General features: G+C 63.2%; 20 protein-coding genes and 1 riboswitch. Of the genes, 16 read left to right on the top strand and 4 right to left on the bottom strand.

Annotated elements, in window-relative coordinates; genetic code table 11:
- The 6 genes from xdhC to trmD form a co-directional block, all read left to right on the top strand.
- Positions 1 to 1019: xanthine dehydrogenase accessory protein XdhC (gene xdhC / locus VNT00_RS10350; RefSeq protein WP_325587139.1), on the top strand; the 1019-nt coding region annotated here is incomplete at its 5' end.
- Between the two features lie 34 nt (positions 1020 to 1053).
- Positions 1054 to 3678, top strand: coding sequence for an alanine--tRNA ligase (gene alaS, locus VNT00_RS10345; protein WP_325587137.1), 2625 nt, complete (start codon positions 1054 to 1056; stop codon positions 3676 to 3678).
- Positions 3679 to 3681: 3 nt separating this feature from the next.
- Positions 3682 to 3930 carry a sulfurtransferase TusA family protein gene (locus VNT00_RS10340; protein WP_325587135.1) on the top strand — a complete coding sequence of 83 codons (249 nt, stop codon included), beginning with the start codon at positions 3682 to 3684 and terminating at the stop codon, positions 3928 to 3930.
- A gap of 216 nt (positions 3931 to 4146) precedes the next feature.
- Positions 4147 to 4401: a 30S ribosomal protein S16 gene (gene rpsP, locus VNT00_RS10335; protein WP_325587133.1), complete on the top strand. Its 255-nt coding sequence runs from the start codon at positions 4147 to 4149 to the stop codon at positions 4399 to 4401.
- A 30-nt stretch (positions 4402 to 4431) separates the two neighbouring features.
- A complete protein-coding gene (gene rimM, locus VNT00_RS10330; RefSeq protein WP_325587131.1) occupies positions 4432 to 5052 on the top strand; it encodes a ribosome maturation factor RimM in 621 nt (206 codons plus the stop codon).
- Between the two features lie 32 nt (positions 5053 to 5084).
- Entirely contained in the window at positions 5085 to 5846 is a 762-nt protein-coding gene (trmD, locus tag VNT00_RS10325; protein WP_325587129.1) for a tRNA (guanosine(37)-N1)-methyltransferase TrmD, read from the top strand.
- 106 nt (positions 5847 to 5952) lie between these two features.
- Here the strand turns inward: trmD and VNT00_RS10320 are convergent, their stop codons facing one another.
- The 4 genes from VNT00_RS10320 to VNT00_RS10305 form a co-directional block, all read right to left on the bottom strand.
- On the bottom strand, positions 5953 to 6582 hold the full coding sequence (locus VNT00_RS10320) for a histidine phosphatase family protein (RefSeq protein ID WP_325587127.1): 630 nt from the start codon (positions 6580 to 6582) through the stop codon (positions 5953 to 5955).
- A gap of 71 nt (positions 6583 to 6653) precedes the next feature.
- Complete coding sequence (locus VNT00_RS10315) at positions 6654 to 6977, bottom strand: DUF190 domain-containing protein (protein ID WP_325587125.1); 324 nt, start codon at positions 6975 to 6977, stop codon at positions 6654 to 6656.
- Between the two features lie 17 nt (positions 6978 to 6994).
- Complete coding sequence (crcB, locus tag VNT00_RS10310; protein ID WP_325587123.1) at positions 6995 to 7378, bottom strand: fluoride efflux transporter CrcB; 384 nt, start codon at positions 7376 to 7378, stop codon at positions 6995 to 6997.
- A gap of 189 nt (positions 7379 to 7567) precedes the next feature.
- Positions 7568 to 7640, bottom strand: a riboswitch (Fluoride riboswitch).
- Positions 7641 to 7688: 48 nt separating this feature from the next.
- Positions 7689 to 10538: a valine--tRNA ligase gene (locus VNT00_RS10305; protein ID WP_325587121.1), complete on the bottom strand. Its 2850-nt coding sequence runs from the start codon at positions 10536 to 10538 to the stop codon at positions 7689 to 7691.
- A gap of 316 nt (positions 10539 to 10854) precedes the next feature.
- On the opposite strand from VNT00_RS10305, the gene ndk reads away from it, so the two are divergent.
- The 10 genes from ndk (at position 10855) to hfq (ending at position 20303) form a co-directional block, all read left to right on the top strand.
- Positions 10855 to 11280: a nucleoside-diphosphate kinase gene (gene ndk / locus VNT00_RS10300; protein WP_325587119.1), complete on the top strand. Its 426-nt coding sequence runs from the start codon at positions 10855 to 10857 to the stop codon at positions 11278 to 11280.
- Positions 11281 to 11321: 41 nt separating this feature from the next.
- The gene (rlmN, locus tag VNT00_RS10295) at positions 11322 to 12485 is read left to right on the top strand and encodes a dual-specificity RNA methyltransferase RlmN (RefSeq protein ID WP_325587117.1); all 1164 of its coding nucleotides are present in this window, start codon (positions 11322 to 11324) and stop codon (positions 12483 to 12485) included.
- On the top strand, positions 12482 to 12973 hold the full coding sequence (locus tag VNT00_RS10290; protein WP_325587115.1) for a helix-turn-helix domain-containing protein: 492 nt from the start codon (positions 12482 to 12484) through the stop codon (positions 12971 to 12973). The genes rlmN and VNT00_RS10290 overlap by 4 nt, the downstream gene beginning before the upstream one ends.
- Positions 12970 to 14259, top strand: a complete 1290-nt coding sequence (ispG, locus tag VNT00_RS10285) for a flavodoxin-dependent (E)-4-hydroxy-3-methylbut-2-enyl-diphosphate synthase (RefSeq protein WP_325587113.1) — start codon at positions 12970 to 12972, stop codon at positions 14257 to 14259. The genes VNT00_RS10290 and ispG overlap by 4 nt, the downstream gene beginning before the upstream one ends.
- An 86-nt stretch (positions 14260 to 14345) precedes the next feature.
- On the top strand, positions 14346 to 15635 hold the full coding sequence (gene hisS, locus VNT00_RS10280) for a histidine--tRNA ligase (RefSeq protein ID WP_325587111.1): 1290 nt from the start codon (positions 14346 to 14348) through the stop codon (positions 15633 to 15635).
- Between the two features lie 3 nt (positions 15636 to 15638).
- Positions 15639 to 16274 carry a YfgM family protein gene (locus tag VNT00_RS10275; RefSeq protein ID WP_325587110.1) on the top strand — a complete coding sequence of 212 codons (636 nt, stop codon included), beginning with the start codon at positions 15639 to 15641 and terminating at the stop codon, positions 16272 to 16274.
- 3 nt (positions 16275 to 16277) lie between these two features.
- Complete coding sequence (gene bamB, locus VNT00_RS10270) at positions 16278 to 17438, top strand: outer membrane protein assembly factor BamB (protein WP_325587109.1); 1161 nt, start codon at positions 16278 to 16280, stop codon at positions 17436 to 17438.
- Entirely contained in the window at positions 17435 to 18859 is a 1425-nt protein-coding gene (der, locus tag VNT00_RS10265) for a ribosome biogenesis GTPase Der (RefSeq protein WP_325587107.1), read from the top strand. The genes bamB and der overlap by 4 nt, the downstream gene beginning before the upstream one ends.
- A complete protein-coding gene (hisC, locus tag VNT00_RS10260; RefSeq protein ID WP_325587105.1) occupies positions 18860 to 19942 on the top strand; it encodes a histidinol-phosphate transaminase in 1083 nt (360 codons plus the stop codon).
- Between the two features lie 121 nt (positions 19943 to 20063).
- Positions 20064 to 20303, top strand: coding sequence for an RNA chaperone Hfq (gene hfq / locus VNT00_RS10255; protein ID WP_325587103.1), 240 nt, complete (start codon positions 20064 to 20066; stop codon positions 20301 to 20303).
- Positions 20304 to 20315: the final 12 nt, after the last annotated feature.

The following is a 20315-nucleotide window of genomic DNA, read 5'->3' as shown; positions in this document are numbered from 1 at the left end:
GGCGGGGCGAGCCTCTGGTGCTGGTGACGGTGGCGCAGGTCAGGGGGTCGGCGCCACGCGATGCCGGGGCAAAGATGTGGGTCGACGCCCTGGGCTCGCACGACACCATCGGAGGCGGCCGCCTCGAGCAGCAGGCCATCGAGCTGGCCGGGCAAATGCTGGCCGATGCGGGCCGTCAGCGCCGCCAGACCGTCCGGTATCCGCTTGGCGCCAGGCTTGGCCAGTGCTGCGGCGGCGTGGTGTGGCTGTCTTTCGAGTACCTGGATCGGCGCGACTTGCGCTGGTGCGACGAGCTGGCGGCGCGGCTGGAGGCCGAAGAGTCCGTCCTGCGCCGGGTGATCGTGCCGCTGGACGGCGTGGACGCCGCCGGCTTCGTCGATCAGGGCGAAAGCGACGTCGCCATCGTTGCCGGCGGGGACGGGCCAGCCTCGCCTGGGCCTTCCGGCGGCGCGGCACGGGAAGCGGGCAGCGGGGCGCAGGAAGGGGGGCGAAAGCCTCTCTGCACGCATTGGGACGAGCGCAGCGGCCTCCTGAGCGATGTCGTGTCGGTGCCGGCGCTGGACGTGGTCGTATGCGGCGCCGGCCACGTGGGCCGCGCCATTGTGCGGCTATTGGGCGAACTGCCCGTACGGGTCACATGGCTGGATCCCCGCGACGACTGGTGGCCCGAGACCATACCGGGGAACGTCGTGTGCCTGGAGGGCGATGCCGACGATGTCCGGGATTGCCCAGACAATGCCTATTGGCTGGTTCTTACGCACAGCCACGCGCTGGACCTGGAAATCATCGAGCAGATATTCCGCCATAAGCCGTTCCGCTTCCTGGGGCTGATAGGCTCGTCCACCAAGAAGGCGCGCTTCATTTCGCAGTTGCGGCAACGCTTTCCCGGCGAACTGGTCGACCGCATGCAGTGCCCCATCGGCCTGGTGTCCACCTCCAGCAAACTGCCCAGCGTCATTGCGGTTTCGGTGGTGGCGCAATTGCTTCCCTTGCTGGATGAATCCGGTAATCCTCTATAATCAGCGGTTACCCGTCATTTAGCACTTTTGTCTAATGAAAACATCCGAAATTCGCCGCAAGTTTTTGTCCTTTTTTGAGTCCAAGGGCCACCATGTCGTGCCTTCGTCGTCCCTGATTCCGGCCAACGACCCAACCCTGCTGTTCACCAATGCGGGGATGGTGCAATTCAAGGATGTATTCACAGGCAAGGAAACCCGCCCGTATCATCGCGCCACCAGCTCGCAGCGTTGCGTGCGGGCCGGCGGCAAGCACAACGACCTGGAAAACGTGGGCTACACGGCGCGCCACCACACGTTTTTCGAAATGCTGGGCAATTTCAGCTTCGGCGACTACTTCAAGCACGATGCCATCCGCTATGCCTGGGAGCTGCTTACCCAGGTCTACAAGCTGCCGGCCGAAAAGCTGTGGGTAACGGTGTACCAGGAAGACGACGAGGCCTACGACATCTGGGCCAGGGAAATCAAGGTGCCGGTCGAGCGCATCATACGCATCGGCGACAACAAGGGCGCCCGCTATGCGTCCGACAACTTCTGGCAAATGGCCGATACCGGCCCGTGCGGCCCCTGTTCCGAAATCTTCTACGATCATGGCCCCGAAATCTGGGGCGGCCCTCCGGGCTCTCCCGAAGAAGACGGCGACCGCTACATCGAGATCTGGAACCTGGTTTTCATGCAGTTCGAGCGCGATGCCTCGGGCCATATGGAACCGCTGCCCAAGCCCTGCGTGGACACCGGCATGGGGCTGGAGCGCATAGCCGCCGTGCTGCAGCACGTGCATTCCAACTACGAAATCGACCTGTTCCAGGCGCTCATCAAGGCGGCTGCGCGCGAAACCGGCACTGCCGATCTAAGCAATAATTCGCTCAAGGTCATCGCCGACCACATCCGCGCCTGCAGCTTTCTTATCGTCGACGGCGTCATCCCCAGCAACGAGGGGCGCGGCTACGTGCTGCGCCGTATTGTGCGCCGCGCCTTGCGTCACGGCCACAAGCTGGGCCAGGCCAAGCTGTTCTTCTACAAGCTGGTGGCCGATCTTGTCGCCGAAATGGGCGATGCCTACCCCGAACTCGCCCGCAATCAAGAGCGTGTCGAACAGGTCATCAGGCAGGAAGAAGAGCGTTTCAGCGAAACGCTGGAAAACGGCATGCGCATCCTCGATGCCGCGCTGGCCGAGATTCCCGAAAAGGGCGTGCTCGATGGGCAGACCTTGTTCACGCTTTACGATACCTACGGCTTTCCCGTCGACCTTACCGCCGACATCTGCCGCGAGCGTTCCGTGGAAGTCGACCACGACGGATTCGAGGTCGCCATGGCCCGTCAGCGCGATCAGGCCCGGGCCGCGGGCAAGTTCAAGGCCGCGCAAGGCCTGAGCTACCACGGCGCCCAAACCCGCTTCGACGGTTATGAGCATTTGCAGGGGCAGGGCGCCGTCACGGCGCTGTATGTGGACGGTGTCGAAGTCGATGCCGTGACCGCCGGGCGGGATGCCGTGGTGGTGCTCGACGCCACGCCGTTCTATGCCGAGTCGGGCGGCCAGGTCGGCGACACGGGCGAGCTGGTTGCGGGCTCCGCCCGTTTCCACGTGCTCGATACGCAAAAGGTTCAAAGCAATGTGTTCGGCCATCACGGCAAGCTGCTGGAAGGCGTCCTGCGTGTGGGCGATACGGTCCAGGCCCAGGTCGACGGCGAGCGCCGGGCGCGTACCATGCGCAACCACTCGGCCACCCATCTCATGCACAAGGCCCTGCGTGAAGTGCTGGGCGGCCATGTGCAGCAGCGCGGCTCGCTGGTCGATCCCGACAAGACCCGCTTCGATTTCGCCCACGACGCGCCCGTCACCGACGAGCAGATCGTGCGCATCGAGCAGATCGTCAACGCCCAGGTGCTGGCCAATGCGCCGGTGGTATCGCAGGTTATGGCCTACGACGAGGCCGTCAAGGGCGGCGCCATGGCGCTGTTCGGCGAGAAATACGGCGATGTCGTGCGGGTGCTGGACATCGGCTTTTCGCGCGAACTATGCGGTGGCACGCATGTGCAGCGCACCGGCGATATCGGATTGTTCAAAATCGTTTCCGAAGGCGGGGTCGCTGCGGGCGTACGCCGCGTCGAGGCCGTTACCGGCGACAACGCCCTGGCCTGGGCCCAGCAGACCAACGGCGCCTTGCAGCATGCCGCCGCCTTGCTCAAGGCTCAGCCGGCCGACCTGCCCGAGCGCATCGCCCAGGTGCAGGCGCAGATCAAGTCGCTCGAGCGCGACCTGGACCAGGCGAAAAACAAGCTGGCCGCGGCGGCGGGCAACGATCTGGCCGGCAAGGCCGTTGAGCTGCCGGGCGGCGTCAAGCTTCTGGCCCGCATCATCCCCGGCGCCGACCCCAAGGCCTTGCGCAGCATGGTCGACCAACTGAAAGACAATCTGAAGCCTGCCGTGGTGGTGCTTGCCGCCGTGGCCGATGGGCGGGTCAGCCTGGTGGCCGGCGTGGCTTCCGAGCTTGCCGGCAAGGTCAAGGCGGGCGATCTGGTTGGCATGGTGGCCGGGCAGATCGGAGGCAAGGGCGGCGGTCGTCCCGACATGGCCATGGGCGGCGGCACCGACGAAGCGGCATTGCCGGGCGTGCTTTCTCAGGTGCAAGGCTGGGTGCAGCAGCGGCTCGAAGGCTAGGCCATGGGTAGTGAATCCGATACCCCCGATTTCGATCTTGAAGTCGACGCTTCGGGGTTAAAATGCCCTTTGCCCATCCTGCGGGCAAAAAAAGCCCTGGCACAGCTGCAAAGCGGGCAGGTACTGAAGGTCATCACCACCGATACGCATGCCGTGCGGGACTTCCAGGCGTTTGCCAAGCAAACGGGCAATGCTCTGAAGGCGCAAAACGAATCGCCGGATGGCGCCGTGCATTTCCTGGTGCGTCGCTAAGGCCTAGGGGCCGGCTATTGCCGCAGCGCGTTGCGGGTTTCGGCTCCATTCAGCGCAGCTTGCCCAGGCGGCAGGCGCGCCGGGCCGTCCGGGCCAGCGGGCAGGGCGGTGTGGCTTTTTGAATATATTTGGCGGATTCATGCGCTAAGGTTTGCCTAGGCTGGCCATTAAGTGCTAGAATCTTTTGTTTTTCACAACATTTTCAAAGGATTACCTATGGTGGTGATTCGTCTAGCCCGTGGTGGCTCGAAGAAACGTCCGTTTTACAACGTTGTAGCAGCCGATTCGCGTAACCGTCGCGATGGTCGTTTTATTGAACGCGTGGGTTTTTACAACCCCGTTGGCAACGAAGGCCAGGAAAACCTGCGTTTGGCGCTCGACCGCGTCAAGCACTGGACCGACAACGGCGCCCAATTGTCGCCCGCCGTTACCCGTTTGGTTAAAGAATACTCCGCCAAGGCAGCTGCCTGAGCGTAGCGCTGGCATAACGGTACCGCGCGCATGTCCGCCTCCCAAGACGCTGGGGTTCCCGACGATCTTGTAGAGCTGGGTCGCATTGTGTCGGCTTACGGCATCAAGGGCTGGGTCAAGATCCAGCCGCATTCGACCGAGGCCGAGGTACTGCTCGACGCTGAACAGTGGTGGTTGAAAGCGCCCGCTGCTCCCCTGGAGCGCCCGGGCGCTTTGTCGCGTCCGTATCCGGTAAAGGTGCTGGCCGCCAGGCCGCAGGGCGCCACGGTCGTCGCGCAGATCGACGTCAGCCCCGACCGCGATGCCGCCGAAAAGCTCAAGGGGCACAGCGTCTGGGCTCGGCGCGCCAGCTTTCCACCGGCGGACGACGACGAATACTACTGGGTCGACCTCATCGGCTGCCTGTTGTTCGGCGAGCAGGACGGCGCTTCCGTACTGATCGGCCAGGTGGTCGAAGTCATCGACAACGGCGCCCATGCCGTTCTGCGGGTCGCGCGGGCGAAGGCCGGCGGCGAAGGGCCGGAACCCGAGCTGATGCGCGATGCCAAGGGGCGCACAGTGGATGTCCTGGTGCCTTTTGTAAGCGCCCACGTGCATGCCGTCGATATCGCCAACAAGCGGCTGGACAGCAATTGGCCAGCCGATTTCTAACGCGGGCTGCAAGCGCGCAGGCGGCATGACCCATGCGTTTTGACGTCGTCACCTTGTTTCCCGACATGTTCGGCGCGGTCAGCGGCCAGGGTGTCACGGGCCGGGCGTTCAAGCATGGGCTATGGGAGCTTGGCCTGTGGAATCCGCGCGATTTCACGCACGACGTCCATCGCACCGTCGACGACCGGCCTTATGGGGGCGGCCCGGGCATGGTCATGCTGGCCGATCCGCTGGAGCAGGCTGTCCTGGCCGCCCAGTCGCGCCGGCCGCGCCCGGCCTCTGTCATGTTGATGAGTCCCGCCGGAAAGCGCTTCGACCAGGCCATGGCGCAAAGCCTGGTGGACGAGGGCGGGTCGATACTGGTTTGCGGCCGCTATGAAGGCGTGGATCAGCGGTTCATCGAGCGCTGCGTCACCCACGAGGTATCGATGGGCGACTTCGTGCTTTCGGGGGGCGAGATTCCCGCCATGGCAATCATGGACGCCGCCGTCAGGCTGTTGCCGGGGGCTCTGAACGACGCCGATTCCGCGCGCCAGGATTCCTTCAACGATGCCTTGACCGGCCTGCTGGACAGCCCGCACTACACTCGTCCCGAAGACTACAAGGGCCAGGGTGTTCCGGCCGAACTGCTTTCGGGCCACCACGCCAAAATCGCCGCGTGGCGACGTGAGCAGTCCCTGGCGCTTACCTGGCGCCGCCGCCCCGACCTCCTGGAACAAGCCCGCCGGGCCGGCCTGCTCAGCAAGGCCGACGAAAAATTCCTGGCCAGGCTGGAGCGGGACGCGGAACACTAAGGCGCATCCTGGCGGCGTTCAAAACGTGCTTGAGCGCGAGCCCGGGAGTACGCCTGCACCTTTCGCCGGAGCTCGTTCGCCGGGCGCAGCGGGGCGGACTCTCATCTCAATGTGCCGGCAGGTCTTCCAGATGGGCGGTATCGTTGATCCGCTGCACGGTGATTTCGGTTCCGCGTATTTCAATCTGATTGATGCAGCACGGGCTTTGGGCCAGGCGCCAATAAGCGCAAAGCGGTTGATCCAGAAGCTGAAGCAGCAGCGCGCGATTGACGCTGTCGTGTCCTATCAGCATCACCACGTCCGAAGGGGCGGGGTGGCGCTGCAGGACTTCGCGCAGTCCATCGGCGGTTCGCGCCACGAGATCCTGCAAGGACTCGCCATCTGGAAAACGGACGTGCTGCGGCCTTTCGCGCCAATTCGAATACAGCTCGGGCCAGCGTTCCCGCACGGCATCGTGGGTAAGTCCCTGCCATTGTCCGTAGTCCAGGTCGTGCAGGCCGTCGAGCGCCTGCGATTCGATTTCCAATACCTGGGCTATCGGGGCTCCTGTCTGGATGCAGCGCCCCATGGGGCTGGTATAAAGCGCCGCCGATGCGTGGCGCTTGGCAATCCGGTAGGCCAGGGCTTGTGCCTGCAGCATGCCCAGAGGGCTGAGCGGCAGTTCGGCGCGGCCGCGAAAACGCGGAGGATCGATGCCTTCGACATGTCCGTGCCTCATGAGAATCAAAGTCGTCATTCGTGGTGCCTCGTCAGGTTATGGCAATTTGCGGCAGCCGCGCAGCGGGACGCGATGCGCGCGGGCGGCTCTTACAGGGACTGTCCTATGGCGCCGAACTCCACAGGCGTCTTGGCGTAGAAAAGATGCAGGGACGGCTCTTCGTCCAGGCACGCCATGATGGCGTCGCATTCGGATGCGGATACCACCATGGTGATTTCCATGGGCTGGTCGGCCAAGTCGAAAAAGCGCGCCGAGTGGAGCCGGTGATGGCCGCCGATGCCTTCCTGGGCAGCCGTCACGGTCGCTCCGCGGATCTGCATGGACTGGGCGAGCTCGAGCAGCCATTGATGCAACGGGCGGTGATTGTGGGATCGGTCTTGCTGGGTGAAGAAGGTCAGCATGTATCCTGTCATGGTGTTGTTTCCTTTGTTCAGCGGCTGGAGAAGTACTGCACGAACGCGATGCCCAGCAGTGTCAGGCTGATGGAGCCGATTATGTGCACGCCCAGTTCGAGCGCGGCGCTGGCGAGTTCCCGATTTTGTATGAGGCTGCTCACTTCCAGTGAAAAAGTGGAAAAAGTCGTCAGCCCCCCCATAAAACCTGTAATGACAAACAGGCGCCATTCGGCGGGCAGGCTGGCATGGGCCTTGAAGAACTCGCTGGCTACGCCTATGAGCAGGCCGCCGATCAGGTTGGCGGCCAGGGTGCCCAGCGGAAGGGTAGGCAAAATCGAGTTCAGCCCCAAGCCCAGCAGCCAGCGCAGCAGCGCGCCGATTCCCGCGCCCAGCGCGATGACGATGATTGCGCTTGGCATGGCTTAGTGTGCTGTTTGGCCGGGGACGTCGAAAGGCTCGTGGGGGCAGTGCAGTGATGGAGGCGGCGCAGGTGCGCGCAGTGTGGAGAAGTGGCGGTTTTTTTTCATGGTGGCCGGAGATATTGCGTTGAGGCGAAGGCCTGAACGAAGAAGCGCTGACTGACGCAAACCCACCCGCCTCTTGATCAGGAACGAGTAGGCATCATCAGCCAGCGCATGCCGGCGGTTCTAAACGCGGAGGAATGCCATCTCCGCAGTACAGTTTATCAATCGAGTCCGCCACATGCAATGTCCGTGACGGATTGCACGATTATCCTAGCTTGCTCAATTGAGCCCGTACCTTGGCCAGGGTCTCGCCGAACTGGGCCACGCGGGCTTTTTCCTGCTCGACCACGGCCGCCGGGGCGCGCTCGACGAAGCTGGCGTTCGACAGTTTGCCGTTCGCCTTGGCGATTTCTCCTTCGAGGCGTTCGATTTCCTTACCCAGGCGGGCACGTTCGGCCTCGACGTCGATTTCGACGTGCAGCATGAGTTCGGTCGTACCCACGATTTGCACCGGCGCGCCGACGTCGGGCAGGCTGTCCACGATTTGAACTTCGCTCAGCTTGGCCAGGGCGGCCAGGTAGGCGCTATGGCGCTGCAGCGCCGCCGCATCGCCGCGGGCGATCAGGGGCACGCGCTGGGCCGGCGACAGGTTCATTTCGCCGCGCAGGGCGCGCACGGCTTCGACCTGGGCCTTGAGCTCGGCGACCTGGGCTTCTGCCTCGAGGTCGAGCAGCTCGGGGTTGGCCACCGGGTAGGGCTGGATGCACAGGCTGGTCTGTTCGTCGGCGCGCCGCTTGCCGGCGTCCAGGGCGACTTTTTGCCAGAGCTCTTCGGTGATGAACGGGATGATGGGGTGGGCCAGCCGCAGCAGGGTTTCCAGCACGCGGATCAGCGTGCGGCGGGTGCCCAGCTGCTGCGCCGCGCTGCCGTGCTGGATCTGCACCTTCGCCAGCTCCAGGTACCAGTCGCAGTATTCGTCCCAGATGAAGTGGTACAGCGCATTGGCGATGTTGTCGAAACGGTAGTCGTCGAAGCCGCGCTGGACGTCTTCCTCCAGGCGCTGCAGCTGGCTGATGATCCAGCGGTCGGCAAAGGCCAGTTCGCCCTTGTCGGCGCCGGTCAGGTCGTGCCCCTCGGTGTTCATCAGGACGAAGCGGGTGGCGTTCCAGAGCTTGTTGCAGAAATTGCGGTAGCCTTCGCAGCGCTTCAGGTCGAAGTTGATGTTGCGGCCCAGCGTGGCATAGGCCGCCATGGTGAAGCGCAGCGCGTCGGTGCCGTAGGCCGGGAAACCCTGGGGGTAGTCCTTGCGGGTTTTCTTTTCGATGCTGGCGGCCTGTTTTGGGTTCATCAGGCCCGTGGTGCGCTTGGCCAGCAGCGCTTCCAGGCCGACGCCGTCGATGAGATCCACCGGGTCGATGGTGTTGCCCTTGGACTTGCTCATTTTCTTGCCGTCCATGTCGCAGATGAGGCCGTGGACGTAGACGGTCTTGAAAGGCACCTGGCCGGTCATGTGCAGGCCCATCATGACCATGCGGGCGACCCAGAAGAAGATGATGTCGAATCCGGTCACCAGGACGCTGGAGGGCAGGTAGCGCTCGAGGTCGGGGGTTTTCTCGGGCCAGCCGAGGTCGGTGAAAGGCACGAGGGCGGACGAGAACCAGGTATCCAGGACATCCGGGTCGCGGGCAAGCGGGCCCGAAACACCCGCGGCGGCGGCTTGCTCGCGTGCCTCTTCCTCGTCGCGGGCGACGAAGATCTGGCCGTCCTCGGAATACCAGGCGGGAATCTGGTGGCCCCACCACAGCTGGCGCGAAATGCACCAGTCCTGGATTTTTTCCAGCCACTGGTTATAGGTGGTCGTCCAGTTCTCGGGGTAGAACTTGATGCGGCCGTCGGCCACGGCCGCCAGCGCGGCTTCGGTAATGCTTTGGCCGGGGTTGAGGGAGCCGGCCGGCGCGGCCTTGCTCATGGCGACGAACCACTGGTCGGTCAGCATGGGTTCGATGACGGTGCCGGTGCGGTCGCCGCGGGGCACCATCAGCTTGTGGGGCTTGATGTTGGCCAGCAGCTCTTGTGCCTGCAGGTCTTCGACGATTTTCTTGCGCGCGGCAAAGCGATCCATGCCGCGGTAGGCGGCAGGGCAGTCGTCGCTGATCCTGGCGTCCAGGGTGAGAATGCTGATCTGCGGCAGGCCGTGGCGCTGGCCCACGGCGTAGTCGTTGAAGTCGTGGGCGGGAGTTACCTTGACCACGCCGGTGCCGAACTCACGGTCGACGTAGTCGTCGGCGATGACGGGGATTTCGCGTCCCGCAAGCGGCAGCAGGACCTTGCGGCCGATCAGGTGGGCGTAGCGCTCGTCTTCGGGGTGCACCATGACCGCCACGTCGCCCAGCATGGTTTCGGGCCGCGTGGTGGCCACTACCAGATGCGTCAGCCCGTCGGTCGGCTCGACCAGGGGATAGCGGATTTCCCACATGAAGCCGTCTTCCTCCTCGCTGACCACTTCCAGGTCGGAGACGGCTGTGCCCAGAACGGGATCCCAGTTGACCAGGCGCTTGCCGCGGTAGATCAGGCCCTGCTCGTGCAGGCGGACGAAGGTTTCCACGACGCCGCGCGACAGGTTGCCGTCCATGGTGAAGTATTCGCGCTCCCAGTCGGCCGAAGAGCCCAGCCGGCGGAACTGCTCGGTAATGGCGTTGCCCGACTTGTGCTTCCATTCCCAGACGGTTTCCAGGAATTTTTCGCGCCCAAGGTCGTGGCGCGAGATGTTCTTGGCATCGAGCTGGCGTTCGACCACGATCTGGGTCGCGATGCCCGCATGGTCCGTGCCTGGAATGAAGACCGTGTCGTCGCCGCGCATGCGGTGGTAGCGCACCAGCCCGTCCATGACGGTCTGGTTGAACGCGTGGCCCATGTGCAGGGTGCCGGTGACGTTGGGCGGCGGAAACTGGATGACGAAGGGCTCGCTTTTGTGGCCGGGGGCCGGCTCCACGTGCCGCCCGCCCCTGAAGTAGCCTCTGCGCTCCCATTCGGCATACCAGCGTGATTCGATTTCTTGTGGCTCAAAGCTTTTGGACAGTTGCGCGGGGTCGTTCAGGTCGGAATTGGTGGTCATGATTCGAGGAAAAGGTATGGGGAGTTCCCCCATAGTGTAAACAGTGCGATGCGTGCGGCCCGGGCGCGGGGCGCTATGCCGGGTTGGCCGGCGGCGCGGGAAAATCGCCTTGCCGGCCAACCCGGTATTTTAGGATGCCGCGGGGCCTCGTGGGCATGTTAAAATGCGAGGTTAACAAAAACTCTGTCAAAGTTGTTGTTTTTATTGAAGATAAGTATTTTCGACCGTATTTTTGACCTCAAGGCATGACGCGGCATGGCGCGCTGGCTGTAACAGCAAGCCATGGCAAGTCATTGTTTTACTCTTTGGATATTTTATGGCTATTGAACGCACCCTTTCCATCATCAAACCCGATGCCGTTGCCAAGAACGTCATTGGCCAAATCGTTGCCCGCTTCGAACAGGCCGGCCTGAAGGTCATCGCCGCCCGCCTGCAGCAATTGTCGCGCGCCGATGCCGAGCGCTTCTACGCCGTGCACAAAGAGCGTCCCTTCTTCAAGGACCTGGTCGACTTCATGGTTTCGGGTCCCGTGTTCGTGCAGGTTCTCGAAGGCGAAAACGCCATTCAGAAGAACCGCGACCTGATGGGTGCCACCGACCCCAAGAAGGCCGAAGCCGGCACCATTCGCGCCGATTTCGCCGATAGCATCGACGCCAACGCCGTTCATGGCTCCGACGCCGCCGAAACCGCCGCCGTTGAAATCGCTTTCTTCTTCCCGGAAAGCAATATCCACAGCCGTTGATTCCCGGCTCCTGAAACCCGCCTCATACACATACCGTTCTCATGCCATCTGTTCTGGACGAACCCGTCAACCTGCTGGGCCTCGGCGCCGCCGAACTGACCGACCTTGTCGGCCAGTGGGGCGGCAAGCCTTTCCGGGCCAAGCAGCTGCAGCGCTGGGTGCACCAGCGCGGGGTCGATTCGTTCGATGACATGACCGACCTGGCGCGCGAGTTCCGCCAGCAGCTGGCACAGCACTGTACGGTGCACGCTCCCGGCGTCGCCACCGAGCAGCGCTCGTCGGACGGTACGCGCAAATGGCTGTTCGACGTGGGCAGGAACAATGCCGTCGAGGCTGTCTTCATCCCCGAGGACGATCGCGGCACCTTGTGCATTTCCAGCCAGGCGGGCTGCACGGTGGCATGCCCGTTTTGCTCCACGGGCTATCAGGGCTTCAATCGCAATCTCACGACCGCCGAGATCATCGGCCAGCTCTGGTACGCCAAGCGCGTGCTCGAGGCCGATCTTCAAAGCGCCCGGCTGGGCTCAGGCGGCGCCGCGCCCGCCGAACCCACCCGCGTCATCAGCAACGTGGTCATGATGGGCATGGGCGAGCCCCTGCTCAACTACGACCGCGTGCTGGAGGCCTTGCGCCTCATGCTCGACGACAACGCCTATGGCCTGTCGCGCCGGCGGGTCACGGTGTCCACTTCCGGCGTGGTTCCCATGATGGATCGCCTTGGCCGCGACTGCCCGGTGGCTCTTGCTGTGTCGCTGCACGCACCCAACGATGCGCTGCGCGACAAGCTGGTGCCGCTCAACCGCAAGCATCCGCTGGCCGAGCTGCTGGCTGCGTGCAACCGCTATCTCGAGCATGCGCCGCGCGATTTCATCACTTTCGAATACATCATGCTCGACGGCGTCAACGATGCCGACGAGCACGCGCGCGAACTGATTGCTATTGCAAAACAGGTGCGTTGCAAGTTTAATTTGATACCGTTCAATCCTTTCCCGCAGTCGGGCCTGAAGCGTTCACCGACCGCCCGTGTGCGGTTGTTTGCGCAGCGCCTCATGGACGCCGGCGTGGTCACCACGGTGCGCAAGACGCGCGGCGACGACATCGCCGCCGCGTGCGGACAACTGGCCGGCGACGTCAAGGATCGCACGCGCATTCACGAACGGCTGCCCAATCGGGGCACTATCGTCATCAATCAGGAGCGCGAATGAGTCAACCCTTGACCAAAGAAACTGAAGACGTTGCGGCCACTTCTGCGACTCAGAGCCTGGGCGCCACGCTCAGGGCGTTGCGCCGGGCAAAGCAGCTTTCTGTGGCCGAGGTTTCCGCTCGCCTCAAATATTCCGTGCGCCAGCTCGAAGCCCTCGAGGCCGAGCAATGGGAGCTTCTGCCAACGGGTGTTCCCCTGCGCGGGCTGGTCAAGAATTACGGGCGCCTGCTCGAGGCCGACGTCGACGCGCTTATCGTCATGCTCGAGCGCGAGGTCGGCATCCCGGGCGTGCAGCCCATCGTCCTGCCTTCCGCCGCCATGTCGTCCTCCGATATGGCCATGCAATCCGACATGGGCCAGCGTTCGTCCTGGGGCTGGCTGGTTGTCATTGTCGTCCTTCTGATCGTGGCCGGCTTCTACGCCATTGAACGCGGCTGGGTGCCCGATTCATGGTTGATCTTCGACTGGTTGAAATCGCTTAAACAATGACCCAGATTCTCAATGTGGCAAAAGCCGGTTCGGCGGCGCTTCCCGTAGGCGCCGCGCCGCGGCGCAACACCCGTCCCGTAACCGTGCGCTGGGGTTCCCGCGCGGTGCAGGTCGGCGGGGGAGCTCCGGTCGTCGTCCAGTCCATGACCAACACCGATACGGCCGACCCCGCGGCCACGGCCGAGCAGGTCAGGGCCCTGGCGCTGGCGGGCTCCGAAATGGTGCGTATCACCGTCAACACGCCCGAGGCGGCGCGCGAAGTGCCCGCCATCCGCGAACGGCTGGACCGCATGGGCATTTCCGTGCCGCTGGTGGGCGACTTCCACTACAACGGGCATAAGCTGCTTTCGCAGTTTCCCGAATGCGCGCAGGCCTTGTCCAAATACCGCATCAATCCGGGCAATATGGGCGGCGGTAAAAAGCGCGACGACAATTTCGCGCAAATGATAGAAATCGCCTGCCGCTACGAAAAGGCCGTGCGCATCGGCGTCAATTGGGGCAGCCTCGATCACGAGCTCATGGCCCGCATGATGGACGAAAACAGCCGTCGCGCCGAACCCTGGACGGCGCAGGCCGTCATGCGCGACGCGCTGGTCGTGTCGGCCATCAGCAATGCCTTGCGCGCCGAAGAGCTTGGCCTCTCGCCCAATGCCATTGTGCTGTCCTGCAAGGTAAGCCATGTGCAAGACCTCATCACCGTCTACCAGGACCTTTCCTCGCGCTGCGATTATCCGCTGCACCTGGGGCTGACCGAGGCCGGCATGGGCAGCAAGGGCATCGTCGCTTCCACGGCGGCGCTGTCCGTCCTGCTGCAGCAGGGCATCGGCGACACCATCCGCATTTCGCTTACGCCCGAACCCGGCGGCGATCGTTCGCGCGAGGTCGTGGTGGCCCAGGAAATCCTGCAAACCATGGGCTTGCGCGCGTTTACACCCATGGTGGTCGCTTGCCCCGGCTGCGGGCGCACCAGCAGCACTGTGTTCCAGGAACTGGCCGACAGCATCCAGACCTACCTGCGCCAGCAAATGCCCGTCTGGAAAGAAACCTACCCCGGGGTCGAGAACATGAACGTGGCCGTCATGGGCTGTGTGGTCAACGGGCCGGGCGAAAGCCGCCATGCCGATATCGGCATCAGCCTGCCGGGCACGGGCGAGGTTCCCTCGGCCCCGGTCTACATCGACGGCGAGCGCACGGTCACCCTGAAGGGCGATACCATTGCCGTCGAGTTCCAGGCCATTGTCGAAAACTATGTCCAGAAGCGCTACGGGGGCTCGGGCTCGCATTAGCGCCTGTCAACCCGTATCAAGGGGATCGCGTTGGGGCTGGAACCGGCTGAGCGCAAGGCAACCACCGAATTCAAAATAGAGCATTTATGACGCAGTCGTTTAAAAAGGTTCATGCCATCACAGGCATGAAGGACGTCCTACCCGATAGCAGCGCGCAATGGGAGCAACTGGAACACACCGTGCGCCAGTGGCTGGCCGCGTACGGCTATCGCAATATGCGCACCCCGGTGCTCGAGCATACGCGCCTGTTTACGCGCGGCATCGGCGAAGTCACCGACATCGTCGAAAAAGAAATGTATTCGTTCACCGATGCGCTCAACAACGAACAGTTGACCATGCGGCCCGAGTTCACCGCGGGCATCGTGCGGGCCACCATCGAAAACAACATCCTGTACGATCGCCCGCAGCGGGTCTACGCCATGGGGCCGGTGTTCCGCCACGAAAAGCCGCAGCGCGGACGCTATCGCCAGTTCCACCAGATCGATGTCGAGGCCCTGGGCTTCGTCGGCCCCGACATCGACGCCGAGCTTATCGTCATGCTGGGACGCTTGTGGAAGATTCTGGGGCTGCAGCATATCCGCCTCGAACTCAATTCCCTGGGCCAGGCCGCCGAGCGCGCGGCGCATCGCGATGCGCTCATCGCCTATCTGGAACAGAACAAGGCCGTGCTGGACGAAGAAGCCTTGCGCCGCATGTATACCAATCCATTGCGGGTGCTCGACACCAAGAATCCGGCCATGCAGGAAATGGCCAATAACGCGCCGCGCCTGTTCGACTTCCTGGGCGCCGAGTCGCTGGCGCATTTCGACGGCGTGCGCCGCCGCCTGGACGACGCGGGCATTGCCTACAGCCTGAATCCCCGCCTGGTCCGGGGCCTGGACTACTACAATCTGACGGTGTTCGAGTGGGTCACCGACCAGCTTGGCGCGCAGGGAACGGTTTGCGGCGGCGGCCGCTACGACGGCCTGATCGAGCTGCTGGGCGGCAAGCCCGCGCCGGCGGTAGGTTTCGCCATCGGCATGGAAAGGCTGCTGGACCTGTGTTCGCAGTCGCAAGAGCCACAGGCCGCTCCGGAATGCCAGGTGTACATGATCCACCAGTCCGACGCAGCGCAGCGCCAGGCCTCCCAACTGGCCGAGCAATTGCGCGATGCCGGCTTGACGGTTATCGTGCATGCCGGCTCGTCGGGATTCAAGTCGCAGTTCAAGCGGGCGGATGCCAGCGGCGCGGTTGCCGCGGTCATCCTGGGTGGCGACGAGCTGGCCTCGGGCACGGCAAGCGTCAAGTGGTTGAGGGCGCCGGCGCACGAAGGCCAGGAGCAGCAACAAACAATCCCGCAGGGGCATCTGGTTACTGAATTGAAAAAAAGGGTTTGAGACATGGCATACGATTTGGAATCGCAGGAAAAGCTGGACGCATTGCGGGCATGGTGGGACCGATATGGCACCTTGTGCGCCGTGGTGGTCTTCGTGGTCGTGGCGGCGTTTGCCGGCTGGAGGGGCTGGCAATGGTACCAGGGCCATCAGGCAGCCCAGGCCATGGGCTACTTCGAGGCGCTCGAGACGGCCACCGGCCAGAAGGGCGATGATGCCGTGACGCGCATCAAGGCGGCCAGCGCGACATTGCGCAGCGATTTCCCCGAGTCGGGCTATACTTCGCGCGGCTTGCTGGTCGCAGCCGAGGCCCTGCGGGCCCGCAACGACCTGGATGGCGCCCGCGACCAGCTCCAGTGGCTGGTGCAGCATGGCAAGGATCCGGCCCTGGTGCCGTTGGCCAGGCTGCGATTGGCAGGTATTTTGCTGGACCAAAAGCAGTACGATCAGGCGTTGGCGCAATTGAATGACGCGCCCGCGGCGTTCGCCGGCCTGTATGCGGATCGCCGTGGCGACATTCTGGCCGCGCAGGGTAAAAAGGCCGAGGCCAAGGCAGCCTGGGAAGAGGCCGTCAAGCAGCTTGGCCAAGAATCTGTTACGCAAATCATTAAACTGAAAATTGATGCCTTAGGCGGAGCTTAATCCATGCAGATTTCCATTGCTCGTCGTGTTCTTTGCGGTTCCATGGTGGCGCTGGGCGCGGCGGTTCTGGCCGGCTGCTCCATGTTCTCCGCCGCGCCCAACCCGCGCTTCGATCCCGCGCCGCTTACCGAATACCCGGCCGGCATTTCCGTCCATGTCGCATGGTCGACGGGAATCGGCAGCGGAGGCGGCGCGGGTTTTGCGCCCCAGGTTGTGGGCGACAGCGTCTATGCGGCCACGCCCAGCGGGTCGGTGGCGAAAGTCGATCTGGCCACGGGCGCGGTGCGCTGGCAGGCCAATGCCGGCGTCAAGCTGTCGGCCGGGGTCGGCTCCGATGGCCAGGTCACGGCCGTGGCGGCGCCCGATGGAACCGTCATTGCGTTCGATGACCAGGGCACCGAAAAATGGCGCGTCCACGCGACCAGCGAGGTCGATATTCCTCCCGCCGTCGGCAATGGCGTCGTGGTCGTGCGCAGCAGCGATTACCGCATCCAGGCCTTCGACGCCGGCAGCGGCGAGGTGCTCTGGAACGTCCAGCGGCCCGGGCCGGCCCTGGCGCTCAAGACCAATATGCGCATGATCATGATCGAGGGCCTGCTTATTTCGGGTCTGCCCAATGGCAAGTTCATCGCCATCAATGTGCGCACGGGCGCGGTGCAATGGGAAGGCACGGTATCGGTCTCCCAGGGGGCGACCGACCTGGAGCGCATCAGCGATGTCGTGGGCTCGCCCCAGACTCAGGGGGCTTTGCTTTGCGGCGTGTCGTACCAGGGACGCCTGGCTTGCTTCGACGTGTCGCAAGGCGGGCACCTGCTTTGGGACAAGCCGTTTTCAAGCGCCACGGGCATGACGACCGATAGCCAGCAGGCCTATGTGTCGGACCAGCGCAGCGTGGTGTATTCATTCGCTCTGGGCGATGGCCACGAGCTCTGGAAGCAGACCGCCTTGCGCAATCGCGCCCTGAGCGGCCCGGCTGTCGTGCCGCAAGGCCTGGCAGTCGGCGACATGGAAGGCTATGTGCATTTCCTCTCGCGCAGCGACGGCCGTCTTCTGGGACGCGTGCAAGTGGGCGGCGGCGCCATCGTTTCGCCGCTTACCGCCACCAGCCGCGGCGTTCTCGTTCAAACCGGCAACGGTAATCTCGTACTGATTGGTGTCAATTGACTAATGTTTCGTTCAAACCGGTAGTCGCCCTGGTGGGCCGTGCCAATGTGGGTAAGTCCACATTGTTCAATCGGCTTACGCGTTCACGGGCGGCGCTGGTGGCCGATTTTTCGGGCTTGACGCGCGACCGCCATTACGGCGAGGGCCGTATGGGCGGGCGCCCCTACCTGGCGGTGGACACCGGCGGTTTCGAGCCCGTGGCCAAAAGCGGCATCGTTCGCGAAATGGCGCGTCAGACCGAGCAGGCCATCGCCGAATCGGACGTCGTGATCTTCCTGGTCGATGCGCGCGCGGGCGTCAATGCGCACGATCATGAAATCGCGCGCTTGCTGCGCCGTTCGGGGCAGCGGGTGGTCCTGGCCGTCAACAAGGCCGAAGGCATGCAGTTCGACGCAGCCATTTCCGAGTTCCACGAGCTGGGCCTGGGCAAGCCTTTTGCCATTTCCGCTTCGCACGGCGACGGGGTGGCCGACCTCATCGAGCATGCGCTGTCGCTGCTCGACGACGAACCTGAACAACAAGCAGGCGATGGCGACGAACTGGCCGAAAACGCATCGCTCACGGCCGCGGAAGATGCCGGCGCCGATGCGCCCGAAGGCGGCGAGCCAGCGCAGCATCGCATCAAGCTGGCCATCGTGGGCCGGCCGAATGTCGGCAAATCCACGCTCATCAATAGTTTGCTGGGCGAGGAACGCGTCATTGCGTTCGACATGCCGGGCACCACGCGCGACGCCATCGAAATCGAGTTCGAGCGGGGCGATCGCCTTTATACGCTCATCGACACGGCCGGCTTGCGCCGGCGCGGCAAGGTCTTCGAAGCCATCGAAAAATTTTCGGTCATCAAAACGCTGCAGGCCATCGAGGCCTGTAACGTGGTCGTGCTGATGCTGGACGCGCAATCCGAAATCTCCGACCAGGATGCGCACATCGCCGGCTTCGTCCTGGAAACCGGCCGGGCGCTGGTGGTGGCCATCAACAAATGGGACGGGCTGGACGGCGAGCAGCGCGAACGCATACAGCGCGAATTCGACCGCAAGCTGCGGTTCCTGTCGTTCGCCAAGATGCACACCATATCGGCGCTCAGGGGGCAGGGCGTCAATGCCTTGCTCAAGTCGGTGAATGCGGCGCATGCCGCGGCATTCGCCAAGCTGTCCACGCCCAAGCTCACCCGCGTTCTGCTGGCCGCGGTCGAGCAACAGCCGCCGCCGCGCAAAGGGATATTCCGCCCCAAAATGCGCTATGCTCATCAGGGTGGCCAGAATCCGCCGCTCATCGTCATTCATGGCAATGCGCTCGACGCTATTTCCGATTCCTACCGCCGCTACCTCGAAACGCGTTTCCGTGTCGAATTCAAGCTCGACGGCACGCCATTGCGCATCGAATTCAAATCGTCCCATAACCCATATATTCAGGGGGCCTGAGTGAGCCGTTTCTGGAGCGACCCGGTCGCCGGGCTGGCGCCCTATACGCCGGGCGAGCAGCCCAAGGTTGCCAATCTGCTTAAGCTCAACACCAACGAGCATCCCTACGGCCCTTCGCCCAAGGTCATCGAGGCGATCCGGGCCGCGGCGGACGACCGCCTGCGCCTGTATCCCGACCCCGAGTCCACGGCCCTGCGCGAAAGCATAGCCCGCCTGAACGGCATCGGGCCAGGCCAGGTATTCGTGGGTAATGGCTCGGACGAAGTCCTGGCCCATGTATTTCATGGACTGTTCCTGCACGGCAACAGGCCTTTGCTGATGCCGGATATTTCCTACAGCTTTTATCCGACCTATTGCAATCTGTACAAGGTGCCTTACAGGCTCGTTCCCCTGGCCGACGATTATTCGATCCGGGTCGGCGACTACACGGCTGTGCACCAGACGGCGCCCGCGGGCATTATTTTCGCCAATCCCAACGCGCCCACAGGTACGGCATTGCCCTTGTCCGACATCCAGGCCATTGCCGCCGCCAATCCCGACACCCCGGTCGTCATCGACGAGGCCTATGTGGATTTTGGTGCGGATTCGGCGGTTTCCCTGCTGGCGCGGCACGAGAACCTGGTCGTGATCCAGACGCTGTCCAAGTCGCGTTCCCTGGCGGGGATAAGGGTGGGGTTCGCCATGGCCGGCGAGGCCATCGTCGAAGGGCTGATGCGCGTCAAGAACAGCTTCAATTCCTATCCGCTGGATCGCCTAGCCCAGGCGGCGGCGCAGGCGGCCATGGACGATACGGCGTATTTCGAGTCGACCCGCCGCAAGGTCATGGACGCCCGCGAGCATCTGGTGGGCGGCCTGGCCGGATTGGGCATGCAGGTTCTGCCCAGCCAGGCCAATTTCATATTTGCCCGTCATCCCGACATGGCCGGGGCCGATCTTTACGTTGCGCTGCGCAAGCGCGGCATCCTGGTGCGTCATTTCGCCCAGCCGCGCATCGACCAGTTTTTACGCATTACCGTGGGAACCGAAAGCGATTGCGAGCGTCTATATACCGAGCTGGCCGAAATACTGCGTAATGCCAAGTAAAAAAGCGGCGCGAAAATATACACTAAATCAAGCCCCTGTCGTAGCAAAACAGGGGAAAACCCTGTAAAGTACATGTTTGAGATGTGTCATCTTAAATAACAACACAATTGGAGCAAAGCCAATGAGCAATAAAGGGCAAACACTACAAGATCCGTTCCTCAATGCCCTGCGCAAGGATCACGTGCCCGTATCCATCTATCTCGTCAACGGAATCAAACTGCAGGGGCAGGTCGAATCATTCGACCAGTATGTCGTTCTGTTGCGCAACACAGTTACACAAATGGTGTACAAGCACGCCATTTCCACCGTAGTCCCGGCCCGCCCGGTTTCCTTCCAGACGGATGACCAAGCTGCTGAATAATCCCATCTTTCC

The sequence above is a fragment of the Eoetvoesiella sp. genome, assembly GCF_035555955.1.
Taxonomy (GTDB): domain Bacteria; phylum Pseudomonadota; class Gammaproteobacteria; order Burkholderiales; family Burkholderiaceae_B; genus Eoetvoesia.
This window is presented reverse-complemented; position numbering and strand designations above follow the sequence as displayed.

Bases quoted from the DNA above. Each gene is read 5' to 3' on its own strand.
- alaS (WP_325587137.1), top strand. From the start codon at position 1,054: ATGAAAACATCCGAAATTCGCCGCAAGTTTTTGTCCTTTTTTGAGTCC.
- VNT00_RS10340 (WP_325587135.1), top strand. From the start codon at position 3,682: ATGGGTAGTGAATCCGATACCCCCGATTTCGATCTTGAAGTCGACGCT.
- rpsP (WP_325587133.1), top strand. From the start codon at position 4,147: ATGGTGGTGATTCGTCTAGCCCGTGGTGGCTCGAAGAAACGTCCGTTT.
- rimM (WP_325587131.1), top strand. From the start codon at position 4,432: ATGTCCGCCTCCCAAGACGCTGGGGTTCCCGACGATCTTGTAGAGCTG.
- trmD (WP_325587129.1), top strand. From the start codon at position 5,085: ATGCGTTTTGACGTCGTCACCTTGTTTCCCGACATGTTCGGCGCGGTC.
- VNT00_RS10320 (WP_325587127.1), bottom strand. From the start codon at position 6,582: ATGACGACTTTGATTCTCATGAGGCACGGACATGTCGAAGGCATCGAT.
- VNT00_RS10315 (WP_325587125.1), bottom strand. From the start codon at position 6,977: ATGACAGGATACATGCTGACCTTCTTCACCCAGCAAGACCGATCCCAC.
- crcB (WP_325587123.1), bottom strand. From the start codon at position 7,378: ATGCCAAGCGCAATCATCGTCATCGCGCTGGGCGCGGGAATCGGCGCG.
- VNT00_RS10305 (WP_325587121.1), bottom strand. From the start codon at position 10,538: ATGACCACCAATTCCGACCTGAACGACCCCGCGCAACTGTCCAAAAGC.
- ndk (WP_325587119.1), top strand. From the start codon at position 10,855: ATGGCTATTGAACGCACCCTTTCCATCATCAAACCCGATGCCGTTGCC.
- rlmN (WP_325587117.1), top strand. From the start codon at position 11,322: ATGCCATCTGTTCTGGACGAACCCGTCAACCTGCTGGGCCTCGGCGCC.
- VNT00_RS10290 (WP_325587115.1), top strand. From the start codon at position 12,482: ATGAGTCAACCCTTGACCAAAGAAACTGAAGACGTTGCGGCCACTTCT.
- ispG (WP_325587113.1), top strand. From the start codon at position 12,970: ATGACCCAGATTCTCAATGTGGCAAAAGCCGGTTCGGCGGCGCTTCCC.
- hisS (WP_325587111.1), top strand. From the start codon at position 14,346: ATGACGCAGTCGTTTAAAAAGGTTCATGCCATCACAGGCATGAAGGAC.
- VNT00_RS10275 (WP_325587110.1), top strand. From the start codon at position 15,639: ATGGCATACGATTTGGAATCGCAGGAAAAGCTGGACGCATTGCGGGCA.
- bamB (WP_325587109.1), top strand. From the start codon at position 16,278: ATGCAGATTTCCATTGCTCGTCGTGTTCTTTGCGGTTCCATGGTGGCG.
- hfq (WP_325587103.1), top strand. From the start codon at position 20,064: ATGAGCAATAAAGGGCAAACACTACAAGATCCGTTCCTCAATGCCCTG.